Annotated in this window: 15 protein-coding genes and 2 pseudogenes; 9 read left to right on the forward strand and 8 right to left on the reverse strand. The window is 65.2% G+C overall.

From position 1 onward, the window contains the following. The first annotated feature begins 1 nt into the window (after nt 1). The 4 genes from M3M54_RS03660 (at nt 2) to M3M54_RS03675 (ending at nt 4,882) form a co-directional block, all read left to right on the forward strand. The gene (locus M3M54_RS03660) at nt 2-1,063 is read left to right on the forward strand and encodes a glycosyltransferase family 4 protein (RefSeq protein ID WP_249020830.1); all 1,062 of its coding nucleotides are present in this window, start codon (nt 2-4) and stop codon (nt 1,061-1,063) included. A 7-nt stretch (nt 1,064-1,070) separates the two neighbouring features. Beyond that, nucleotides 1,071-1,994 (forward strand): glycosyltransferase family 2 protein, encoded by a 924-nt coding sequence (locus tag M3M54_RS03665; RefSeq protein WP_249020831.1) that lies wholly within the window; start codon nt 1,071-1,073, stop codon nt 1,992-1,994. Next, nucleotides 1,991-3,925, forward strand: coding sequence for a glycosyltransferase family 2 protein (locus M3M54_RS03670; protein WP_249020832.1), 1,935 nt, complete (start codon nt 1,991-1,993; stop codon nt 3,923-3,925). Before M3M54_RS03665 ends, M3M54_RS03670 begins: the two co-directional genes overlap by 4 nt. Nucleotides 3,926-4,186: 261 nt before the next feature. Continuing rightward, the gene (locus M3M54_RS03675) at nt 4,187-4,882 is read left to right on the forward strand and encodes a hypothetical protein (protein ID WP_249020833.1); all 696 of its coding nucleotides are present in this window, start codon (nt 4,187-4,189) and stop codon (nt 4,880-4,882) included. 132 nt (nt 4,883-5,014) lie between these two features. Here M3M54_RS03675 and M3M54_RS03680 read toward each other — a convergent pair whose 3' ends face one another. After that, nucleotides 5,015-5,977, reverse strand: a complete 963-nt coding sequence (locus M3M54_RS03680; RefSeq protein ID WP_249020834.1) for a glycosyltransferase family 8 protein — start codon at nt 5,975-5,977, stop codon at nt 5,015-5,017. 161 nt (nt 5,978-6,138) lie between these two features. Here M3M54_RS03680 and M3M54_RS03685 point away from each other — a divergent pair. The 3 genes and pseudogenes from M3M54_RS03685 to M3M54_RS03695 form a co-directional block, all read left to right on the forward strand. Continuing rightward, nucleotides 6,139-6,444 (forward strand): annotated as a pseudogene (locus M3M54_RS03685) (transposase); the annotation flags it as partial. A gap of 280 nt (nt 6,445-6,724) precedes the next feature. Continuing rightward, nucleotides 6,725-6,860: pseudogene (locus tag M3M54_RS16885) on the forward strand (integrase core domain-containing protein); the annotation flags it as partial. A gap of 633 nt (nt 6,861-7,493) precedes the next feature. Then, the gene (locus M3M54_RS03695; RefSeq protein ID WP_249020835.1) at nt 7,494-8,447 is read left to right on the forward strand and encodes a glycosyltransferase family 8 protein; all 954 of its coding nucleotides are present in this window, start codon (nt 7,494-7,496) and stop codon (nt 8,445-8,447) included. A 48-nt stretch (nt 8,448-8,495) separates the two neighbouring features. Here the strand turns inward: M3M54_RS03695 and M3M54_RS03700 are convergent, their stop codons facing one another. From M3M54_RS03700 to M3M54_RS03720, 5 genes are all read right to left on the reverse strand, one after another. Continuing rightward, nucleotides 8,496-9,731, reverse strand: coding sequence for a glycosyltransferase (locus tag M3M54_RS03700; RefSeq protein WP_249020836.1), 1,236 nt, complete (start codon nt 9,729-9,731; stop codon nt 8,496-8,498). A 12-nt stretch (nt 9,732-9,743) separates the two neighbouring features. After that, nucleotides 9,744-10,223 (reverse strand): class I SAM-dependent methyltransferase, encoded by a 480-nt coding sequence (locus M3M54_RS03705; protein ID WP_249020837.1) that lies wholly within the window; start codon nt 10,221-10,223, stop codon nt 9,744-9,746. A gap of 344 nt (nt 10,224-10,567) precedes the next feature. After that, entirely contained in the window at nt 10,568-11,599 is a 1,032-nt protein-coding gene (locus M3M54_RS03710; RefSeq protein ID WP_249020838.1) for a glycosyltransferase family 4 protein, read from the reverse strand. Between the two features lie 80 nt (nt 11,600-11,679). Then, nucleotides 11,680-13,272, reverse strand: a complete 1,593-nt coding sequence (locus M3M54_RS03715; RefSeq protein WP_249020839.1) for a polysaccharide biosynthesis tyrosine autokinase — start codon at nt 13,270-13,272, stop codon at nt 11,680-11,682. 57 nt (nt 13,273-13,329) lie between these two features. Then, nucleotides 13,330-14,640: a hypothetical protein gene (locus tag M3M54_RS03720; protein WP_249020840.1), complete on the reverse strand. Its 1,311-nt coding sequence runs from the start codon at nt 14,638-14,640 to the stop codon at nt 13,330-13,332. A 149-nt stretch (nt 14,641-14,789) separates the two neighbouring features. Between M3M54_RS03720 and M3M54_RS03725 the strand changes: the two genes are divergently transcribed. Next, entirely contained in the window at nt 14,790-15,782 is a 993-nt protein-coding gene (locus tag M3M54_RS03725) for a nucleotidyltransferase family protein (RefSeq protein ID WP_256465811.1), read from the forward strand. Here the strand turns inward: M3M54_RS03725 and M3M54_RS03730 are convergent. Further along, nucleotides 15,734-16,945, reverse strand: coding sequence for a glycosyltransferase (locus M3M54_RS03730; RefSeq protein WP_249020842.1), 1,212 nt, complete (start codon nt 16,943-16,945; stop codon nt 15,734-15,736). The two genes, M3M54_RS03725 and M3M54_RS03730, sit on opposite strands and share 49 nt — an antisense overlap. 57 nt (nt 16,946-17,002) lie before the next feature. Here M3M54_RS03730 and M3M54_RS03735 point away from each other — a divergent pair, with 57 nt between their 5' ends. After that, nucleotides 17,003-17,809: a glycosyltransferase gene (locus M3M54_RS03735; RefSeq protein ID WP_256465839.1), complete on the forward strand. Its 807-nt coding sequence runs from the start codon at nt 17,003-17,005 to the stop codon at nt 17,807-17,809. Here the strand turns inward: M3M54_RS03735 and M3M54_RS03740 are convergent. Further along, nucleotides 17,766-18,293, reverse strand: a complete 528-nt coding sequence (locus M3M54_RS03740; protein ID WP_249020844.1) for a hypothetical protein — start codon at nt 18,291-18,293, stop codon at nt 17,766-17,768. The two genes, M3M54_RS03735 and M3M54_RS03740, sit on opposite strands and share 44 nt — an antisense overlap. Nucleotides 18,294-18,300 lie beyond the last annotated feature (7 nt).

Here is an 18,300-nt window from a genome sequence, read left to right on the forward strand (position 1 = left end):
GATGCACGCCGTTGTGGCAGGGGCGGTGGCGGCGCTCGTCACCTACCTGCTCACGCCGCTTGTGATCAGACTGGCGGTCAGAACCTCGTTCTTTGACCGACCGGCCGGCTACAAGGGGCACGGGGCCCCGACGCCGTACCTGGGTGGCACGGCGATCATCGCCGGCCTGCTGGCCGGCCTGGCGGTGGGTGGCCTGCACAGCCACTGGGCGCCGATCGTGCTCTGCGCGATACCGGTCTGGGCGATGGGCACGATTGACGACCGCATCGGTCTGCCAATCCTCCTGCGCGTTGGTGTGGAGGTGCTGGTGGGGGTGGCGTTGATCGTCGCCGGTCTCGGCTGGCAGGTTTTTCACTTCGCCCCGGCCAACGACCTGCTGACCGTCCTCTGGGTGCTCGGCGTGATGAACGCCTTCAACCTGATGGACAACATGGATGGCGCCGCTGCGACGACCGCCGCGGCCTCGGCGATCGGCGCGGCCGGCATCGCGCTGCTCTCAAACCAGCGCGGACCGGCGACCATCTGCCTGGCAACCGCCGGCGCCTGCATCGGCTTTCTGCCGCGCAACCTCGCCAAGCCCTCACGCATCTTCATGGGCGACGGTGGCAGCCTCACCCTCGGCCTGTTGGTAGCTGGTCTGACGATGTCCGCGGTCACACGCGCCTACTTCGGCCCAAGCGGTGTGGTGATCGGCGCGCTGCTCGTTGGGCTCGTGATCTTTGACACCACGCTTGTCACAATCTCGCGCACCCGCGCCGGCCGGTCCGTCCTCTCCGGCGGGCGCGACCATACCACTCACCGCCTGCGCGGCTGGCTTGGCAGCCCTCAGTACGTGGCCATCGCGCTCGCCGCCACACAGATCGCGATCTGCGGCGTCACGATCCTGCTCGCGCGTGCCGGCGAGGGGTGGGTCATCCTCGCCGCCGGTGTGTGTCTGGCGTTCGGGGTGGTGCTGCTGTGGCAGTTTGAGACCGCGCCACGGTTCAGGGTGGAGCGCGAGCCGGTCGATGACGGGACGCCGCAGCCGGCTCGCGGCTCGGCGCACCGTGTAGCGTCCGTGTGAGACCGTCGTGGCTGAGATTGCAGCATCGCCTGCCCCGGCGGTAAGTGTCATCGTCCCGGCTTACAACGCCGCGGCAACGCTGCCGGAAACGTTGGAGTCCGTTCTCGCTCAGACGTTTACCGACTTCGAGCTGCTGGTGGTCGACGACGGCTCGACCGACGCGACAGCTCAGATCGCCCTTTCCTTCGAGGATTCGCGCGTTCGACTGATCTCGCTCACCCATGGTGGTGTCGCGCGCGCGCGCAACCTGGCTGTCGAAGAGGCGCGGGGGACACTGGTCGCATTCCTCGACGCCGACGACGTTTGGCTTCCGCGCAAGCTTCAACTGCAGGTGGCTTTGCTCGACGAGCGGCCCGATGTTGGGCTCTGCGTTACGCGCGCGACTCGCATCGACGCCGACTCAAGACCGACCGGTGAGATGCCGATCCTGGAAGCATCCGACGACTACACAGCCGCGTTGCTGCTGCATTCGAGCATCGCTGGCGGTGTCTCAGCAGCGGTTATCCGCCGCGAGCTGTTCCAGCAGGTCGGTGGCTTTCCCTATGGACAGCGACAGGCCGAAGATTGGGATCTGTGGCTGCGCCTGAGCCTGCACAGCACGATTGCCGTAGTGCCCGAGGCCCTGGTTCTGCAACGGGCGCACGCTGGAAACACCAGCGGCGTGGCATACGAGCTGGAGCGCGACACGTTTCCCACCCTTGACCGGTTCTTCGCCTCGCCGCTGGCAGGCCCTTACACCCACCTGCGAAAGCGTGTCTACGCTCGTCACTGGATGATCTGCAGCGGCTCGTACCTCCATCAGCGCCAGCTTCTAGCGTCGCTGCGATGCCTGGTCCGTGGCCTGGCCACAAGTCCCGGGAGCGTGCGCCAGCCGCTCGGGCTGCCGATACGGTGGCTGCGGCGAGCACGCCGCCACTGGGCGAGCGCATGAACGCTTCCACCCCAGAGGTTTCGGTGGTTATTCCGGCCTACAACGCTGCTGCCACCGTTCAACAGGCCATCGACAGCGTCCTCGCTCAGAGCTTTGCCGATTTTGAGATCCTCGTGGTCGACGATGGCTCGACAGACGACACCGCTACGGCCGTACGCGCAGTCAACGATCCACGCGTGCGCCTGCTGGCCCAGCCAAACGGGGGGGCGGCCGCGGCCCGTAACACTGGGATCGCCAGTACGGTCGGCGAGTGGGTCGCGTTCCTCGACGCCGATGACCTGTGGCTTCCCAGGAAGCTCGAGTTACAGCTCAGCCGCATGCGTGCCGTACCTGGGTGCCTGGCGTCTCAAGGTGCCGCGTACTTTGTTGACCGCGACCTCCAAATGCTCAAGTTCCGCCCATGCAAACCGCGCAAGCAGCTTTTGCTGACCTTTCTTCGCTTTCAGAACCTGCCTAATGCGGCTTCCTCGTGGGTGGTCAAGCGCGAGTTGCTCGAGCGTATCGGCGGCTTCGACACAGGGCTCGCGATGATCGAGGATTGGGATCTCAGCATAAAGCTCGCACAGCACGCGAATCCCATCTGTATTGAGGAGCCACTTACGCTCTACCGTGTCCACGCGGGCAACCGGAGCCTGAACGTGGAGGCTCACCTTCAGTCCGGGCGTACCATCCTCGACCGCGTCTTTGCCGATCCGGCCCTTCCAGCTGAGGTCAGACGCCATGAGCGCGAGATCTACGCGCGGCTCTACACGATGCTGTGCGGCGGTATGCTGCGGGTCGGGCGACGCCGCAGGTCGATCTACTGGGGCCTCCGGGCGCTGACAACACACCCGCGTGTGCTGGGCTACATGCTGATGACGCCGCTGCGCCGGTTCGTGCGCCGCCCGCCTGCGTCGCCGCCGGCGGAGCTGGTGAGCCTGCAGGTACTGACCGCGCAGCGGCGGTGGCGAGCGCTCGTCGCCTTTACCACCTGTGACCGGTCCGGTTACGTGAGACGCTGTCTTCCACAGCTCGCGCACGCTTGCCGGTCCGAGCCGCGAGTCGACGTCCTGGTCGCATTGGACGGAGACGACACGCAGACGCGCGAGTTCTGCACGGAGTGGGAGGTGCCGCTCCTCTACTCCGAGGCCAGAGAGGGCGTGGGCCTCTCCAAGAATCGAGTGCTAGAGCGCTTTCCTGACTACGACTTCTACTTCTTCCTCGAGGATGACGTGGAGGTTGTGGACGGCAGCGTCTTTGCGCGGCACGTCGAACTGATGCGTAACGCCGGGATTCACCACATGTCGCTCTTCACCGATTCTCGTAGCTACGAGTCGTGCGGCGAGACGATCGTTGAGGGGCGCGCAATCAAGCATTACGAGCGTGGTGGCGCGCAGCTCAACGCGTTCACGCGTGAAGGTCTCCAGCAGGTCGGCGGATGGCACCCGCTGTTCGCCCAGTACCGTAGGTGGGGTCATGTGGAGCACAGCTACCGTTTCCCGCGCAACGGCCTCGCCCCAGCACCGTTCAATGTCGCCTCCGATCTGGTGGACACGTGCATCTGCCACGTGCCACCACCGGTGACGAAGTGGAGCGCTGACTCGCTGAACTCAGATGGGCTCTCTAAGCCCGAACGTGAGCTCATGGACCGAGAGCTGAGGTACGTGCCACTGGAGACCCTGGCGTCATACCACCTCCAGGGACCCGAACCTCGCCCGCTCGTCAAGCTCGCCGGCGCGTTCGACGGGCGGCGACGCTACCCCCTGCTCCGGGGGCCGGAACGCCGTAGGGCATATGCCGACTATCTCAGCTGGAGGTCTAGGGTGGCGCGCAACCCGTGGCAAACGGCAGCCTTGCTGGTTGCCGCAGGCGCCTGCGATCCGACAAGCATCGGCCTGAGGCACGCGATCAGGTTGCAGCTCGTCGCCTTGCAAAGTCGACTGCGACGATGACCGGAGGTCCAAGCACCGTAGCACCCGCGACTCCCAGAAGGCGCGGGTCTACAGACCGGCGCCAGGGCGCCAAACGGGGGCGGTAAATTGCCGAACGTTCGGTGGCTGCGGCGGAGATTGTTCGAGCTGCGCATCCGTGTCGGTGCTCGCGTCCGGCCACTGGCCCGGCGACAGCACCCGGGTCTGGTTGTGTCGGTCACAACCTACCCTGTCAGGCTGAATACGTTTCGGCTGCCGCTGCTGTCTTTGTTGAATCAGTCGGTGCGTGCGAACAGGGTCGTGGTGTCCCTGCTCGAGCCTGAGTTCCCCGAGCGTCGCCTGCCGGCTTGGCTAGAACGCTTGGCCCGCCGTGGTCGCATCGAGATCATCTGGACAGATGGCGACCTGCGCTCCTACGCGAAGCTGATTCCGGCGCTGAGGGTCCATCCCGACCGGGTGATCGTCACCGCTGACGATGACGTTCTCTATCCACCAGGTTGGCTTGAGGGCTTAGTCCGGACCGCCGATCGGCTCCCGGGTACGATCGTCGGCTACCGGGCGCGGCCGGTGTGCACACGCCCAGGCGGCACGCTCCGTCCCTACAACGAATGGACACCCGACCAGCTCGCCGAGCTTGACCTCGACGGTGTCTCCGCGACCCAGGTGATGCTGACTGGCGTTGGTGGTGTGCTTTACCCGCCCGGAGCTCTGCCTGACGAGGTGATGGATGTCGAGCTGGCTCGCTCGCTGTGCCCTACGGCGGACGACGTTTGGTTCTGGGCGATGGAGCTTAAGGCCGGGGCTCGACTCGCGGTTATCCCACCGGGTTACCGGGACTTCGGCGCCTCTCGGGGCAGCCAGGCGAACGGAACCCTGGTGGCTGTGAATGTCGACGGCGGTGCGAACGACCGCCAGATCCGGAGCGTACTCGACCGTTTCGCGCTCTGGCCCGCGCTCACCGGCGAGCCCCAGGAATGACGGCAAACGGGCCGGGCGTTTGACGACGTCTCCGATCGCACAGGAGAGCGACCGAGGTTCCCGATGATTGTGGCGGCTTCAGGTCGGGGAGGCCCGATGTCAGCGGGTGGCTCGCGGCAGCCGGATGGAGTTCTACATAAGTTGCGACCGTAGGCGGTTGCGGAGCGCGGTACGCAACCTAAGTCTCATGGTTCCCAGTCGCAGCCGCAGGTGTACAACGAGCGACATGAAGATCCAGCTACTCAGCCAAGCGACCAGTTCAGGCCACGAGAACCATCGCGAGCGTATCAGCCACATCGTCCAGCGCAAGCTCCCAGGTCCAGTCTGCCGCGGCGACCAAGGTTTGCTGTGTGCGGTGAAGTGAAGGATCACCGGACCGCGCTTGACTTGGGAGTATAGCCTAGCCATCTCTTCGCGGGTCGTCCACGCCCCCGTGCGGTCGAAGCGCACATGCCCCATCAGAAAGTTCCAGCTGTAGTCGAGCTCGACCCAGCTGTCCACAACGGCATTCACGCAGTCCTGGTCCCCGTACGGAATGTGGCTTCTGCTTGCGGCATAGTCGAGCGCAAGCTCCTTGATGCCGGCCTGGCGATAAGCCGCAGTGTCAACCACGAGCACGCCGCTGTTGAAATACGCTCGCTGCTGATCACCGGCGCCCACTGAGCCAATCCCGAGATCTCGCACGGCAGCAATAGGCGACCCTCCGAGATCCAGGAGCAGTAAGCTGGACAGGTCCCTTTGCACCAATAGGTCAGCGTCCAAATACACCACTCTTCGCACGCTCGGCGGGATCAGCTCAGCCATGAAGAGCCGCGCAAATATCACGGGGGGAAACGGCGAGCGGTTTGGGATCGCGTCCAAGACGTCCGGGTCGAAGTCGACCCAGTGCACCTCGACGTCAGAACGCCCGCCCGCGGCCACCCGGGCCAGCCGCCGCTTCGCCTCGTCAGTTATACCGCAGTCGATTATGTACAGATCTGGCCGGCAGTCATCTGACAGGTTCGCTAGCGCTGAATAAATCGTGACCGCAAGCCCAAGAGCAATATCCGGGTTCGAGTCCCCGCAGAGAACGATCGCGCAAGAGGCTTCAGTCATGCGCCTTACTTTATCTTGTACTGGGTGATGGTCAAAGCAGGCTTTCATCTATGCGCAGTGCGACAGGATTCAACGGGGTGACCTGAGCCCCGGGGTCCGGTCCGGCTCTTGTGAGAGGTTCTATCGCCAACGAGAATTTGGCGGGAAGGAGCCGATCAGAGCTGAAGCGCAGCAGGCATACGCCGGAGCAGATCATCCGTAAGTTGCGGGAGGCCGAGCGGATGCTCGGTGAGGGGAAGACAATCCCCGAGGCCGCGAAGGCGCGCGAGATCAGCGAGCAGACGTTTCACCGGTGGCGTAACCAGTACGGCGGGATGAAGGCGTGAGGACGCGAAGCGCTTGAAGGAGCTTGAGCGGGAGAACACGCGGTTGAAGGCGATTGTCGCTGATCAGGCGCTCGAGGTGCGGGCGTTGAAGGAGATCTCCCGGGGAAATTGGTAGGCCCGGCCCGTCGGCGTCAGGCGGTCTGGATGAGGTTTCCCCAAAACCGTGGGGACTCCTTATAGCTGGAGCCTCCACGGTCTTGGGGGAACCTCATCGCACATGCGCACCCCGATGGTGCTGGACGCGATCGAAATGGCCCGCTGGAACCGCGGGCTCAAGCACGAAGGGCTGCGCTGTCACTCCGAAGCCGGGTCGCAAGGCGGATTCAACTGGTCTTCGCAACACCTTGACGATGGAGGTGCGCGATGGGTATCAGTAGGCAGCAGCGGACGACGTGGGCGATGCGCGGGAAGTTGCGGTCGCCGCGGCGCGGCCCGTGGCGGACGCCCCTGGAAAACCGTCTGTGGAGGTCGAGCTCGCGACCCTGGGCTGGGTGCACTGGTACGACACCGAGCGCCTACACGGCTACCTCGGTGACCTCCCGCCCGTCGAGTTCGAGGCGCTGCATGCCAGCAAAGGTGAGCTAAAGGTCCCGGATCCCGGCGACCCGCAGATCGCGGCCAGCGTCCCGACGGCCGCAGATCGCCTCCCAGCGCCTCGACCCCAAGCTCGCAGCGGCCAGAACACGGCAAACACCTCCACGCCGGCAGCGCGACCGCCGATCCCGCCCGGGAGCGTCACGATCATGTGCGGCAACCCCGGATCCGGGATCAACCGGTCCAAGCGCCACGCCAGGATCACGGCACCGACCAGAAAACAGCCGCCGGCCTAGCAACCCGACCAGGACAGCGCTACGCTACCCACCAGGACGATCAGGTCCTGGCCAAAATCAAACCGCCAGAGCCTCCATCAAACCCAGAACGATTCAGACCTCCTCGCCATCCCGCCCGACGCCTACCTCAGCCCGACCACCGACGCCTGAGCGACCCCCTCACCCGCCCGCCGCGCGGGGGAAGATATCAGCCCCGGGAAGTGCGGAACGAGAGGGTAGGCAACACGGGCGAGCGCATTATTGCGAGTGAGGCGGACCGGGAGGCCTGGTGGTGTGGAGGCCCAGGGGTTAGCCCGACGACTAGCCAAACGACCGACTACGAAGCCAGGCCACTACACTAGAAAGCCTGAGGTAGAGCGCATGACTGAAGCCTCTTGCGCGATCGTTCTCTGCGGGGACTCGAACCCGGATATTGCTCTTGGGCTTGCGGTCACGATTTATTCAGCGCTAGCGAACCTGTCAGATGACTGCCGGCCAGATCTGTACATAATCGACTGCGGTATAACTGACGAGGCGAAGCGGCGGCTGGCCCGGGTGGCCGCGGGCGGGCGTTCTGACGTCGAGGTGCACTGGGTCGACTTCGACCCGGACGTCTTGGACGCGATCCCAAACCGCTCGCCGTTTCCCCCCGTGATATTTGCGCGGCTCTTCATGGCTGAGCTGATCCCGCCGAGCGTGCGAAGAGTGGTGTATTTGGACGCTGACCTATTGGTGCAAAGGGACCTGTCAAGCTTACTGCTCCTGGATCTCGGAGGGTCGCCTATTGCTGCCGTGCGAGATCTCGGGATTGGCTCAGTGGGCGCCGGTGATCAGCAGCGAGCGTATTTCAACAGCGGCGTGCTCGTGGTTGACACTGCGGCTTATCGCCAGGCCGGCATCAAGGAGCTTGCGCTCGACTATGCCGCAAGCGGAGGCCGCGCTCGGTTCCCGGACCAGGATTCCCTCAACGCCGTTGTGGACAGCTGGGTCGAGCTCGACTACAGCTGGAACCTGCAGATTGGTGGTCTGGCCTTCGGGCTCGGAGACGCATGGCTGAGCCGCAAGCAACTGGCTCGGCTGTATTCAGACTTGAGACGCGGTGCTGTGGTTCTTCACTTCACAACTGGATTCAAGCCTTGGTCGCGTCTACGGACGCGCCGGGGCAGTTTGCGCTGGGCGCTGTGGCTGGCGCGGAGCGACTGGTTCTCACAACGTGAACTTGCGCGCTGGCTTAGTGGATGGTTCGTCGCTTCGGCAGTTGCGCACCTGCGCCTTCGCATCGGGACCAAGCGGCTGCAGCTGCACAACGCTCTACTTGACCGCCTCCGCTCGTGACGCCTGGAAGGCCGGGCCGGATGCCCCGATCGCGTTGGACGTTCGGTACTATCCAGCTGCTTCGCGCAATGGAGCAGCGATCGAGTCGTCTAGAAGCTGCCGCCACGTGCGCTCCCATTTGAGGATGTCCCGGCGCCCAGCCGCCGCGATGCGGGCCCGGCGGTCATCGTCAGCCAGTAGTTCGGCCACGCGATCGTGGAGATCAGAAACGTCGGTCTTGCACCAGATAACGTTGCCGCCATCTTCGAAAGGAAAGCGGATATCGACGTGGTCGAGTGACGGACATACCAAGGCTGCGCCTGCTCGCAGTGCCTCACCGTGACGAAACGTGAGTTCGCCGTAGCCCGACGGTGCAACTACCACCTTGTGTTGGCACATCTCGGTGTAGTAACGCAGGCGGTTTGTGCGGGACCGCATATAGGGCGCCGCCTGCTTGACAACTTGTGGGCGGTGCTGCGGCGTGAACTCGGCGTCAGGCACCAACCCGCGAAACTTGTCGGGAACGCCGGTTGCACCGTGAACTCCGCTGAACCCTTCAAGCGCTCGCAGCGCAGTCAGGCGCTGCGTGTGTGAGACCGAGCCCAAGCAGTGAACATCGAGCCAGCGCCCGCGAACTGGCACGCGAAATATGGCCTGGCGGATGGTCAGATCGGCGGTGGCCTTGAGTGCGGCGCGAACGTGACGACTCGGGGATGCCGACGGTGTCTTACCGTCGGAAGCGACAGTATGGCGCCGGCTAGAGCGTCGAATCGCGAGTATGTCGCGAGCGAAGCATGGCGGGCCTAGCCGGAGCTTTGCGAGGGTAGTGTCGCTGTACTCGTGTTCGCGACGCGTCAACTTCGAGTGCCACTGGTCTCCCGGAAACGGCGCGCCGGACTTATAGTTGTACAGGTCACGGTCGCGATATACGCCATGGGCTTTGATGATGAGCGCGTAGCGGTCAAGCTCCCATGGCGGGAGTAGGAGTGGGAACGCGTCCTCCGAGTCGAGTCCGACAACGGTGCTCGCTCGCCGTTCGAACTCCGCGAAGGCGGCACGAACCGCGTCGGGATGGTTTGTAGCTAACCAGTTGTGCCAAAACGAGCTGACGAGAACTACGTCGCTGGAGGCGACAAGCGGCAGACCGAAGGGGTTCGGGTGCTCCGGCGTACCAAAACGCCTGACATCGAAGGTCCCGAACTCAAGGCCGGGTGTAGCCAAGGCGAGCAGCGCCGGGAAGTCCCATGGTGTACGCGCGATCAGAGCCACCCGTAGTGGGCGGCGTGTGAAATCGGCGTTTCCCATCCGAGTCTCTGCCTAAATCGCCTTACAGCAGATGTACGCGGCATCGCTAGTTCCTGGGCATCCGCCCAGTGGCTCGAGGCCAAAGCGCTCGCGCAGCTCTGCTGGGTACGTGTCGGCCGCGATGGAGCTGACCACAAGCGCAGTAGCTACGAGGCGGTCCTCAAGATCGTCTCCGTAGATACGAACGTGATCGCGTTGACCGAACCGCGCGATGCGCTCCGTCTCGGGCAGGCTGGCATCCTCGTCAGTGGGGCCACCAGCCCGGCGCGGGGCGACGATGAGCGCTTTGCCGCCCGGGCTGAGTACGCGTGTGATCTCACTGATTGCGGCGCGGTCATCGGGTATGTGCTCGAGCATATGCGAGCAGACCAAGAAGTCCCAGGGTCCGTCCTCGAACGGAAGGTCTGGTAGATCTGCCTGAAAATCCACATCGCCGCCGCTGAGATCGAGGGATTTGTACTCGGTGCTGATGAGTCTAAGTTTCTGCGCCACGGCGCTCTCGGGTGCGCAGTGGAGCGTCCTGCCCCCCAATTCGCGAGCGTGAGCGTCGATCCACAGAGCGATAAGGCGATGACGTTCGAGGGCGCCGCAAGATGGACAACGGTCCTCTGTTGTGACCGGCGGCCCGAAAGGGAGGAAGCGTCTAAACAAGTGGCGGCACATCGGGCAGGTGCGCCGCCGACCCGCCAACCAGTAGACGCGAAGCGTGTGGCGCAGGCATCGCACAAGACTCGCGTCTGCGGACGATCTCTTGGGACGCGCGCCCGGCCGAGTCGAACTCATAACGTGGTCACAGCCTATGCTTGCCGAGCAGCTTCAAACGCCTACTCTAGATTTTATTCGACCAGCGCGCGTAGCAGCACCGCCAATTCTGGCGTCCAGCGCTGGTAGGAGTAGTGAGCTTCCACGAACTTCCGCGCGGCAGCACCCCGCTCCCGTCGGGTGGTCGCATTACCGAGCACTTCGATCAGGGCTTGTTCCCACTCGTGTGCTGTCGTGGCGGTGGCCCCGCGCCCGCCGGCCACGAGGTCAGCGTTGACACCGACCGGGGACGCGACCGCAGGCACGCCCGCTGAGAAATACTGCAGGAGTTTGTAGCCGGACTTCCCACGCGTCCACGCGTCGTCGGGCAGAGGCATCACGCCAACGTCGAAGCTCGCCAGGTCGGCTGCCTGCGTCTCAAGTGACCAGGAGCGATGCTGGAGCCATTCGGCTCGGACGCCCGTGTCGCCGCCGACAACGACAAGCCTGGCGGGGTGGCCACGCTCATTCATCCGCGCGATCACAGGCAGAAGCGGCTTCAGGTAAGCAACCGTGGTGTGAGACCCGATCCAGCCTATCGTCAGGGTCTCGCGGTCTGCGTGTTCTCTGAGCGGCTGAGCAGACGGGTCGACGCAGCTGGGCAGCACCTCCACATTGGAGGCGTAACGGCGAGCCTGTGACGCCAGGAAGCTGTTTGCCGCCAGAACCAGGCGCGCCCGACGCATGTAAGCCACGCTGCGCCGTCGCTCCTGCTTCACCCACTGAAACGCCCTGTTAGCCGGGGAAGCCGACCCGACCGTCAGCGCGTCGTCGAAGTCGTAAACGTCCAGCCGCCGTGGAGGGTCTACGCCCGGGAGCGGCGCGAGCAACATGAGCTTGTGGATCAGCAAAAGGCCGTCCGGCTTGCGGAATGCAAGTGCGCCAATCGCGCTCCTACCCAGCACGCCCACTTTGCGTGTCGGGTTCGCGGTGGACTGAAGTAGCCGGTAATCCCCTGGGGAGAGCGCTGGTCTGTGGCGCAGGTCAACTCCGAATTCGGCCAGGAACGGTATGTGGCCTACGACTCTGATGCGAGCACTGGCGGCGGTGGCGGGGTAGGCTGTCAAGCCGTCTACCACTAGCCGAGGGGAACCTTGCACGGGCTTATGGACTTCTAGGGGTCGCCCATGCGTCCCAGGCTAGCCGCTCAGGCTGGCAGGTCGCCTTCAGTGGCGTGTCCTTCGCTACCACCCGTCGCGACGCCGGCGCTCGGAGCCTGTGCAAGCCTGACGCCGCTGGCCGCCTCCGCTCGAGCCCGGCGCCCGCGTCGCTTGGGCGCCTTATCCGTCGCAGCGTAGTAGTGCGATGAGTAACGCTCATAGCCGGGCCCCGAGGTCACAGCAGTTGCGACTACTCCGAGCAGATGACCGTGCGCCGCGGCGACGATCTTATTCAACCGGTTTACGGTTGCACGACCGGACTGGTTCATGCGAGCGACGATCACTACTCCGCTGACCGCCGGCATCAGCGGCATAGCGTCGCTCACCGCCAGCGCCGCCGGTGAGTCGATTACCACCAGGTCGCAGATCGACTCGAGGTGCTTGATCAGGTCAATCATTGACCGCGAGTTCACAAGGGAGGCCGGGTTTGCCGGCGTCGGCCCGGCGGGCAGGATCCGCAGACGTCCAGTGTCATCCTTGCGCAATCGCCAATCAGTCAGAACGGACTGTGCTGGACGCGACTCGGCGATCACCGAGCTTAGGCCGGCGCTCTCACGCAAGCCGAACCGCGCGCTGGTGCCAGCGCGGCGCATGTCAGCATCGACGAGGATGACATCGAGGTTTGCGCGCGCGGCGGCCAGTGCGAGTCCCGTGGCAACTGTGCTTTTGCCTTCCTGTTCGGCGGGACTCGTGATCAGCACGCTGTCGAGCGGCTGGTCGGTGGTGTAGTAGGTAAGCGCCGTCCGCAGCATCTGAAACGCTTCTTGTTCGACCGGCTCCCCGTCCAGTCCCGCAGAGAAAGCCCCGGTGCCGAGCGCCGCCAGCACTGGAAGCTCGGTGAGCGTCTCGAGGTCATCGGGGCTGTGCAGGCGGCGATCAACCCCCTCAAGTAGGAGGACGGCCCCGGCCGCAAGCAGAATGCCGATGACCAGGCCCAGCTCGACTGCACGACGGACGTGCGGCCCGACCGGGGCGTAGTTCGGGGTTGCGGCCTGAATGATCTGCGGGCCGTGGGACTCAGTCTGCAGGTCCGCCTTATCCTGTCCGATCTGCTGCTCGAGCTGCGCGTACTCGGCCGACGTTTTGCTCAGACCACGCAGCTGAGCCTTGATCGCCGCGATCTGGCTGTTGGTACCGGCCAGCAGCTGCTGATACTCGTCGGCACCCAGTGCATAGGCAAATGCGTTTGCGACCTGGGCGGCACGGGTCGGGCTCTGATCGGTAGCGGTAATCGTGAGGAAGTCGGTGGTCGCGTTTGCGCTGGCCGATACCTCGCCGACTATGGCCGAACCCGGAACCTTGGGCCGTAGCTGGGCGCCAGCGAGGTTCGCCACCTGGCTCGTGGTGACCACGGCAGCGATCGCTTGAAGATTTCCGCTGGCAAACACGCTGTTGCCGCTTGGCGCGGCACTAGGGTTGATCGCCAGCGTCACCTGCGATTGGTAAATGCGCGGCTTGCCATGCTCCAAAAAGTAGGCTATGGCTGGAGCCGCGACGACGAGCGCGACAATCAGGAATTTCCAGCGCCAAACCATCCGCAGATAGGCCCGAAGGTCGCGTTGTCCGGTGAACTCTGGCATCAGTTGGTTCCTCTCTCGGCGATCGTCACGAGATCTTCGGCGTGGAAGGGTTCAAAGTTAAGCGATGATCGGATCTGCGGCACTGGCGCCGAACGCGATCCGATCTGAGGCGGTCGCTGCCGTGACGGCCGCACGCTCCTCAAGGACACGCTGGCGCAGGATCATCACCGTAGCGACGCCCAGCGTAACCAAGTGCGACCGGTACCGGAAGCCTGTGCCCGCGTTGCCGACAGTGAGCGAGTAGGCGATCGTCTCAAATATCAGCGGGTAGAGGAGTGGCGCGGCGCGGCCGAATACCTGGCCGCGCGAGAGCCAGGCGTACCGGATGAACAGAAGGAGCATCGCATAAAAGAAGAGCGTCCCCACTGAGCCGAACAGCTGGTTTGTGTCGTGCAGCTGCCATGGGTAGGGCTCGAGGAGCAGCTCGCGTACCTTTGTCGGCAGGCTGGTGAGGATCGCTGTGCGCGACGAATAGTTAACCGGCGGCAGCCGGAGGTTTGAGCCGTTGCCTTGGCCGGAAATGGTTTGTCCCACGCCCGAGGCGTTCTGCGCCTGTGACGCCTGCAGGATCTTGAGGTTCTTACCGCCCGTGGCGGCGTACGCGGTCGGCCCGGCGACGAACGCAGCCAGCACTATCGCGTAGATCAACGGAGCGGCGCGCGAGGTGTGGCGCATGCTGCGCAGCGAGGCGTGCAGCACCAACATGACCACTGCCGCGGTCATGAACCAGCCAGCGTAGGCGCGCGTCTCGATCGCGATCAGGCAGCCAAGTGAGCAGATGATGATGCCGCGGATGTCGAGCCGCTTCCAGAACCAGACGCCGCCGAAGGCGACGATGCCGGCAGCCAGCTCCATCATCGGCTCCTTGAGGATCCCGCTGTTGAAAAAGACGCTTGATGGTTCGATTGCGAGCAGCCATGCCGTCAGGCGTGCAGCCCTGGGCCCGCCCAGATCGTAGGCGGCGGCGGTCATCAGCAGCGTGCCAAGCATTGCCACACCCACCTGGACCACGCGGATCGCGGTGGCGTTCATGAACCCGAGCTTGATCTCCATCGCAAACATGTCGGTCATCAGCTGATAGACGCCGTGTGGCAGATCGGCTGTGCCGATTGGCTGAGCCACGAGGGCCTGCGCGAGGCCGATGTACGTGAATTCGTCGGGGCCGCGCAGCGAGGCTCCGATCCCGGTTGCGTTGACCGCCACGATCGCGAGCAGGCGGAGCGTGAAGGCGGTGAGCAAAGCGCCACCGATGAGCATTGCTGGCCGCGCGCGCTGCAGGCGCCGCAGCGCAAACAGCAACATAACGCCGGTGCCAAGGACCGTGAGGATCAGGCCTTCTGCGGCGTCGCTGGCGGGAACAGTTGGCATGCGTGAGCGGCGTGTGACCGTCCGTGAGCCGGCGCGCGGACGCGAGCAGACTCACCGAGAGGATAGCGCTGTGCACCCATCGGCCACGCGGGGCCTGAGCTTGAGCTGCACGCTCGACTCCCGCCGCCGGATCACTGCGCAGCGGTTAAATGCGGGTGGTGTCGAAGGACCGGGAACAGCCCCCGTCGCCAGGCAGCAACTCAACTCAGAATCAGCGTGTGCAGGCGCGCATGTGGAACCTGCGGATCGACACGGCGACAGCCGAGCTGGTTTGCGCGCTCGAGCGCTGCGGCGTCGCGAGCATCGTTCTGAAGGGCGCGTCGCTGAATGACTGGTATCCGCAGGACTCGGCCCGAACCTACCTAGATGGCGACGTGCTTGTGGCCCCTGACAACGTCCGAGCCGCCGGCCGGGTGCTCGTCAGCCTTGGCTATCGGAAGGCCGCCGACCAACGTGGGCTGCCCGCATGGTGGACTGGGCACGCCGGCGGCTGGGAGCGTGACCGCGACGGGGTGGCCATCGACCTGCACATGCGCCTGCAGGGGGTCGAGCTTGAGCCGGCTGCCGCGTGGACTCGCCTGTGGGCAGACATAGTTCTCTTCACGTTGGCGAGTCAGCCCGCGAACAAGCTCTCAGAGCCCGCCCAGGTGCTCTACGCCACGCTGCATGCAACGCATCACGGCGTGGGGAACCCTCGCGGCTTGCGCAACCTGAACGCGGCGCTTGACGCCGTCGACGAGGTCGGTTGGGGAGCTGCGCTAGAGCTCGCGCGCGAGCTTGACGCACTCGCGGCCTTCGGCACGGGGTTACGGCTGACCGCCGCTGGCGTCGAGATGGCTGAGCGGATCGGCGCTCCGTTAGTCCGCTCTGTCAAGACGGAGCTCTTTGCCTCAACACCGCCTCCAGTTGCGCTCGGTCTCGAGCAGTTGGCGGCCGCCAACGGACTGCGCCGCGTCGAGATCATCCTGCGTAAGCTGCTGCCGCCGCCCAGCTTCATTCGTCACTGGTGGCCGCCTGCCGCGAGCAGCAGGCGCATGCTGGTGGCGGGCTACCTCTACCGGCCTGTCTGGTTGCTGCAGCGCGCCCCCACGGGCTATCGCGCCTGGCGCTCGGCCCGGCGACGCGCCAGAAGCTCCTCATAGAGCGCCGCGTGGTCGGCGACTAGGCGCTCCAATGTGAAGTGGCGTGTCACATGGGCCCGTCCTGCGAGTCCCATGCGGGACCGGAGAGGAGGGTCCTCAAGCAGGCGCCCGAGGGCGAGGGCGATCTGTTCCGTATCCTCGCGCCCCGCCAGAATGCCACCTTCGCCGTCCACCACGACCGACCGAACGCCGCCCACGTCGGTTGCGACAACTGGGATCGCGGCCGCCTGAGCTTCGATGAGGCTGACGGGCGTGCCCTCGTTGTCGGAGGTCAGCATCACCACATCGCTGGCGTAGCAGACATCCGCGATCTCACGCGTGAAGCCTGTCCAGATGAGACGTTCTCCGAGGGCAAGGGCGTCTGGCGAGGCCTTGAGCTGCGCCGCGAGTTCGCCGTCACCCACGATCACGAACCGCACGAGATCACCGGCCGACATCTGGCGCGCGACGGTCAGGAAGCGATCCACGCGCTTGATCGGCACCAGCCGCGCGATCAGCGTGACGACCATCTCGTGCTCACCCACACCCCACGCATCCCGCGTGGCGCTGCGGCGCCCGGCGCGGTCCCGGTCTCCGGCGAACGGCTCGAGGTCGAAGCCGAGCGCCATCACCCGGAAGCGCTGGGGGGGAGCAACGCGTAGCTGCACCAGGTCGTCGCGAACCTCGGCTGAGACAGCCAGCAGGACATCGGTTGCGGGCGCGAGCAGCCGTTCGATCAGCCGGTAGACGGCGGCGGTACCCCCGCTGAAGTAGCCGCTCAGCGAGTGGCCGTGGTAGGTGTGGATCACGACTGGTCGGTGGCGGCGCAGGGGAAAGGCGATCAGTGCGGCGACGCGGCCGAGCGTCCCGGCCTTGGCCGCGTGGGTGTGGATGACCGCTGGCCGGTCGCGCCACAGCAGCCAGACGATGCGCGCCAGCGCCACGACGTCGGCGGGGCCAGGGTCGCGGCGCAGCTCCGGGATGAGCGTCGGGTGGACGCCGTAGCGGTCCGCGAGATAGTCCATGTTGCCCTCGGTGGGGGCCTCAACCCCGCGGATCAGCCGCGTGGCATAGCCGTACGCCTCCAGCTCGTGGGTTAGGGTCACGGCCTGGATCGCTGGGCCGCCCACGTTGAGGCGCGCGATGATTCGCGTTACGCGGGAGGGGGATGCGAGCGTTGTCATCGCATTGCTTGATACTGCACGGTCGTGACAGATGGGGCGGAGCCGCTAACGACCGTCGTGATACCGGTTTGGGACAGGTATGTGACGCCACATTTCTCGGCTGCGCTCGCCAGCGTCCTCGGCCAAGACGTCCCGGTTGTCGTCGTGGTGGTGGACAACGCATCGACGGAGCCGCTCCCCGAGATGGCCGGTGTGCAGGTCGTGCGGAGCTCGCAGCGGGTGTCGCTTGGTGCGGCCCGCAACATCGGTCTAAACCATACCCGTACCGAGCTGGTGCTCTTCGCGGACGCCGATGACATCTTGCTGCCGGGCGCCATCTCCAGCCTGGAGCGCGAACTGATTGCAAGGCCCGAGCTGGTGGCAGCGGCGCTTGCATTCATCGACGCCGACACCGGACAGCGCCACCGCTGGCCACGACCATGGATTGGAAAGCTGGTGCGTTATCCGGTGCTCACGGCGCTCCTCAACGCCGTCTGGGCGATCTATCCGATCACCGGCCCCGTCTTGATCCGCACAGCCGTCGCCCGTGCGGCCGGTGGCCATGCGGACCTGGACAACGGCGACGCCCGCTGCCTGGGGGCGGCACTCCTGTTCCGCGGGCCTGTCGGCTGGAGTGAGCAACCGGGGTGGGTGTACCACCAACGGCCGGGCTCGAACCTCGACCGGTTCAGCGGCGCTGCCGCGATCCTGGCCAGCGCTCGCAGCGTAAGAGCTCGGCTGCGAAGCGACGGCGGAACGCCGCCGTGGGTCGCATCCGCGATGCCGCTGATCGCTGCCGCGCAGTACGCTGCCGTGGCAGCTCACCTAGCGCTTGCGGCTCTCAGGCGTGCGGCGCGCGTCCGCCGCGGGCGCGCACAACCGTGAGGCCGAGCGCGGACACCAAGCCACCTGCCAACAGCAGCGGCAAGAACAGCCCGAGTCCGTCTATGTCTGACCCTCCCAGCAGCCGGCCAACGCCCGCCAGTGCTGACCCGGACGGCGCCTTCACCGTGGTGCCGGCACGGAGCGGCACGCTGGCTTTGGCTGGTGGCAACCTGGTGGGCGTCGGGCTGGGTGCCGTCTGAAGCGCGAACTGGGCAGCCGCGGTGCCCTGCGTGCCGAGCTTTGTCAGCTTCTTGATGCCCAACTTCCCGGCGCCGAGATTCGAGATCTGCGCGCCTGTGGTGTTACCGCCTCCGCTCGACGGCGGCGCGACGTTGCCGCCAGCCGACGGAATTACCTCGGCGTATTCATTGGCGCCGGCTTTGCCAGGAGGGTCGTAGACCTTAGTCTTGCCGGCGAACGCGGGAACGGCGAGCGTGAGCCATGCGGTGACCACCAAGATCAGGACGAAAGCTCGGCTGCGCATGCACGTA

This window comes from Conexibacter sp. S30A1 (genome assembly GCF_023330665.1).
Taxonomy (GTDB): domain Bacteria; phylum Actinomycetota; class Thermoleophilia; order Solirubrobacterales; family Solirubrobacteraceae; genus Palsa-465.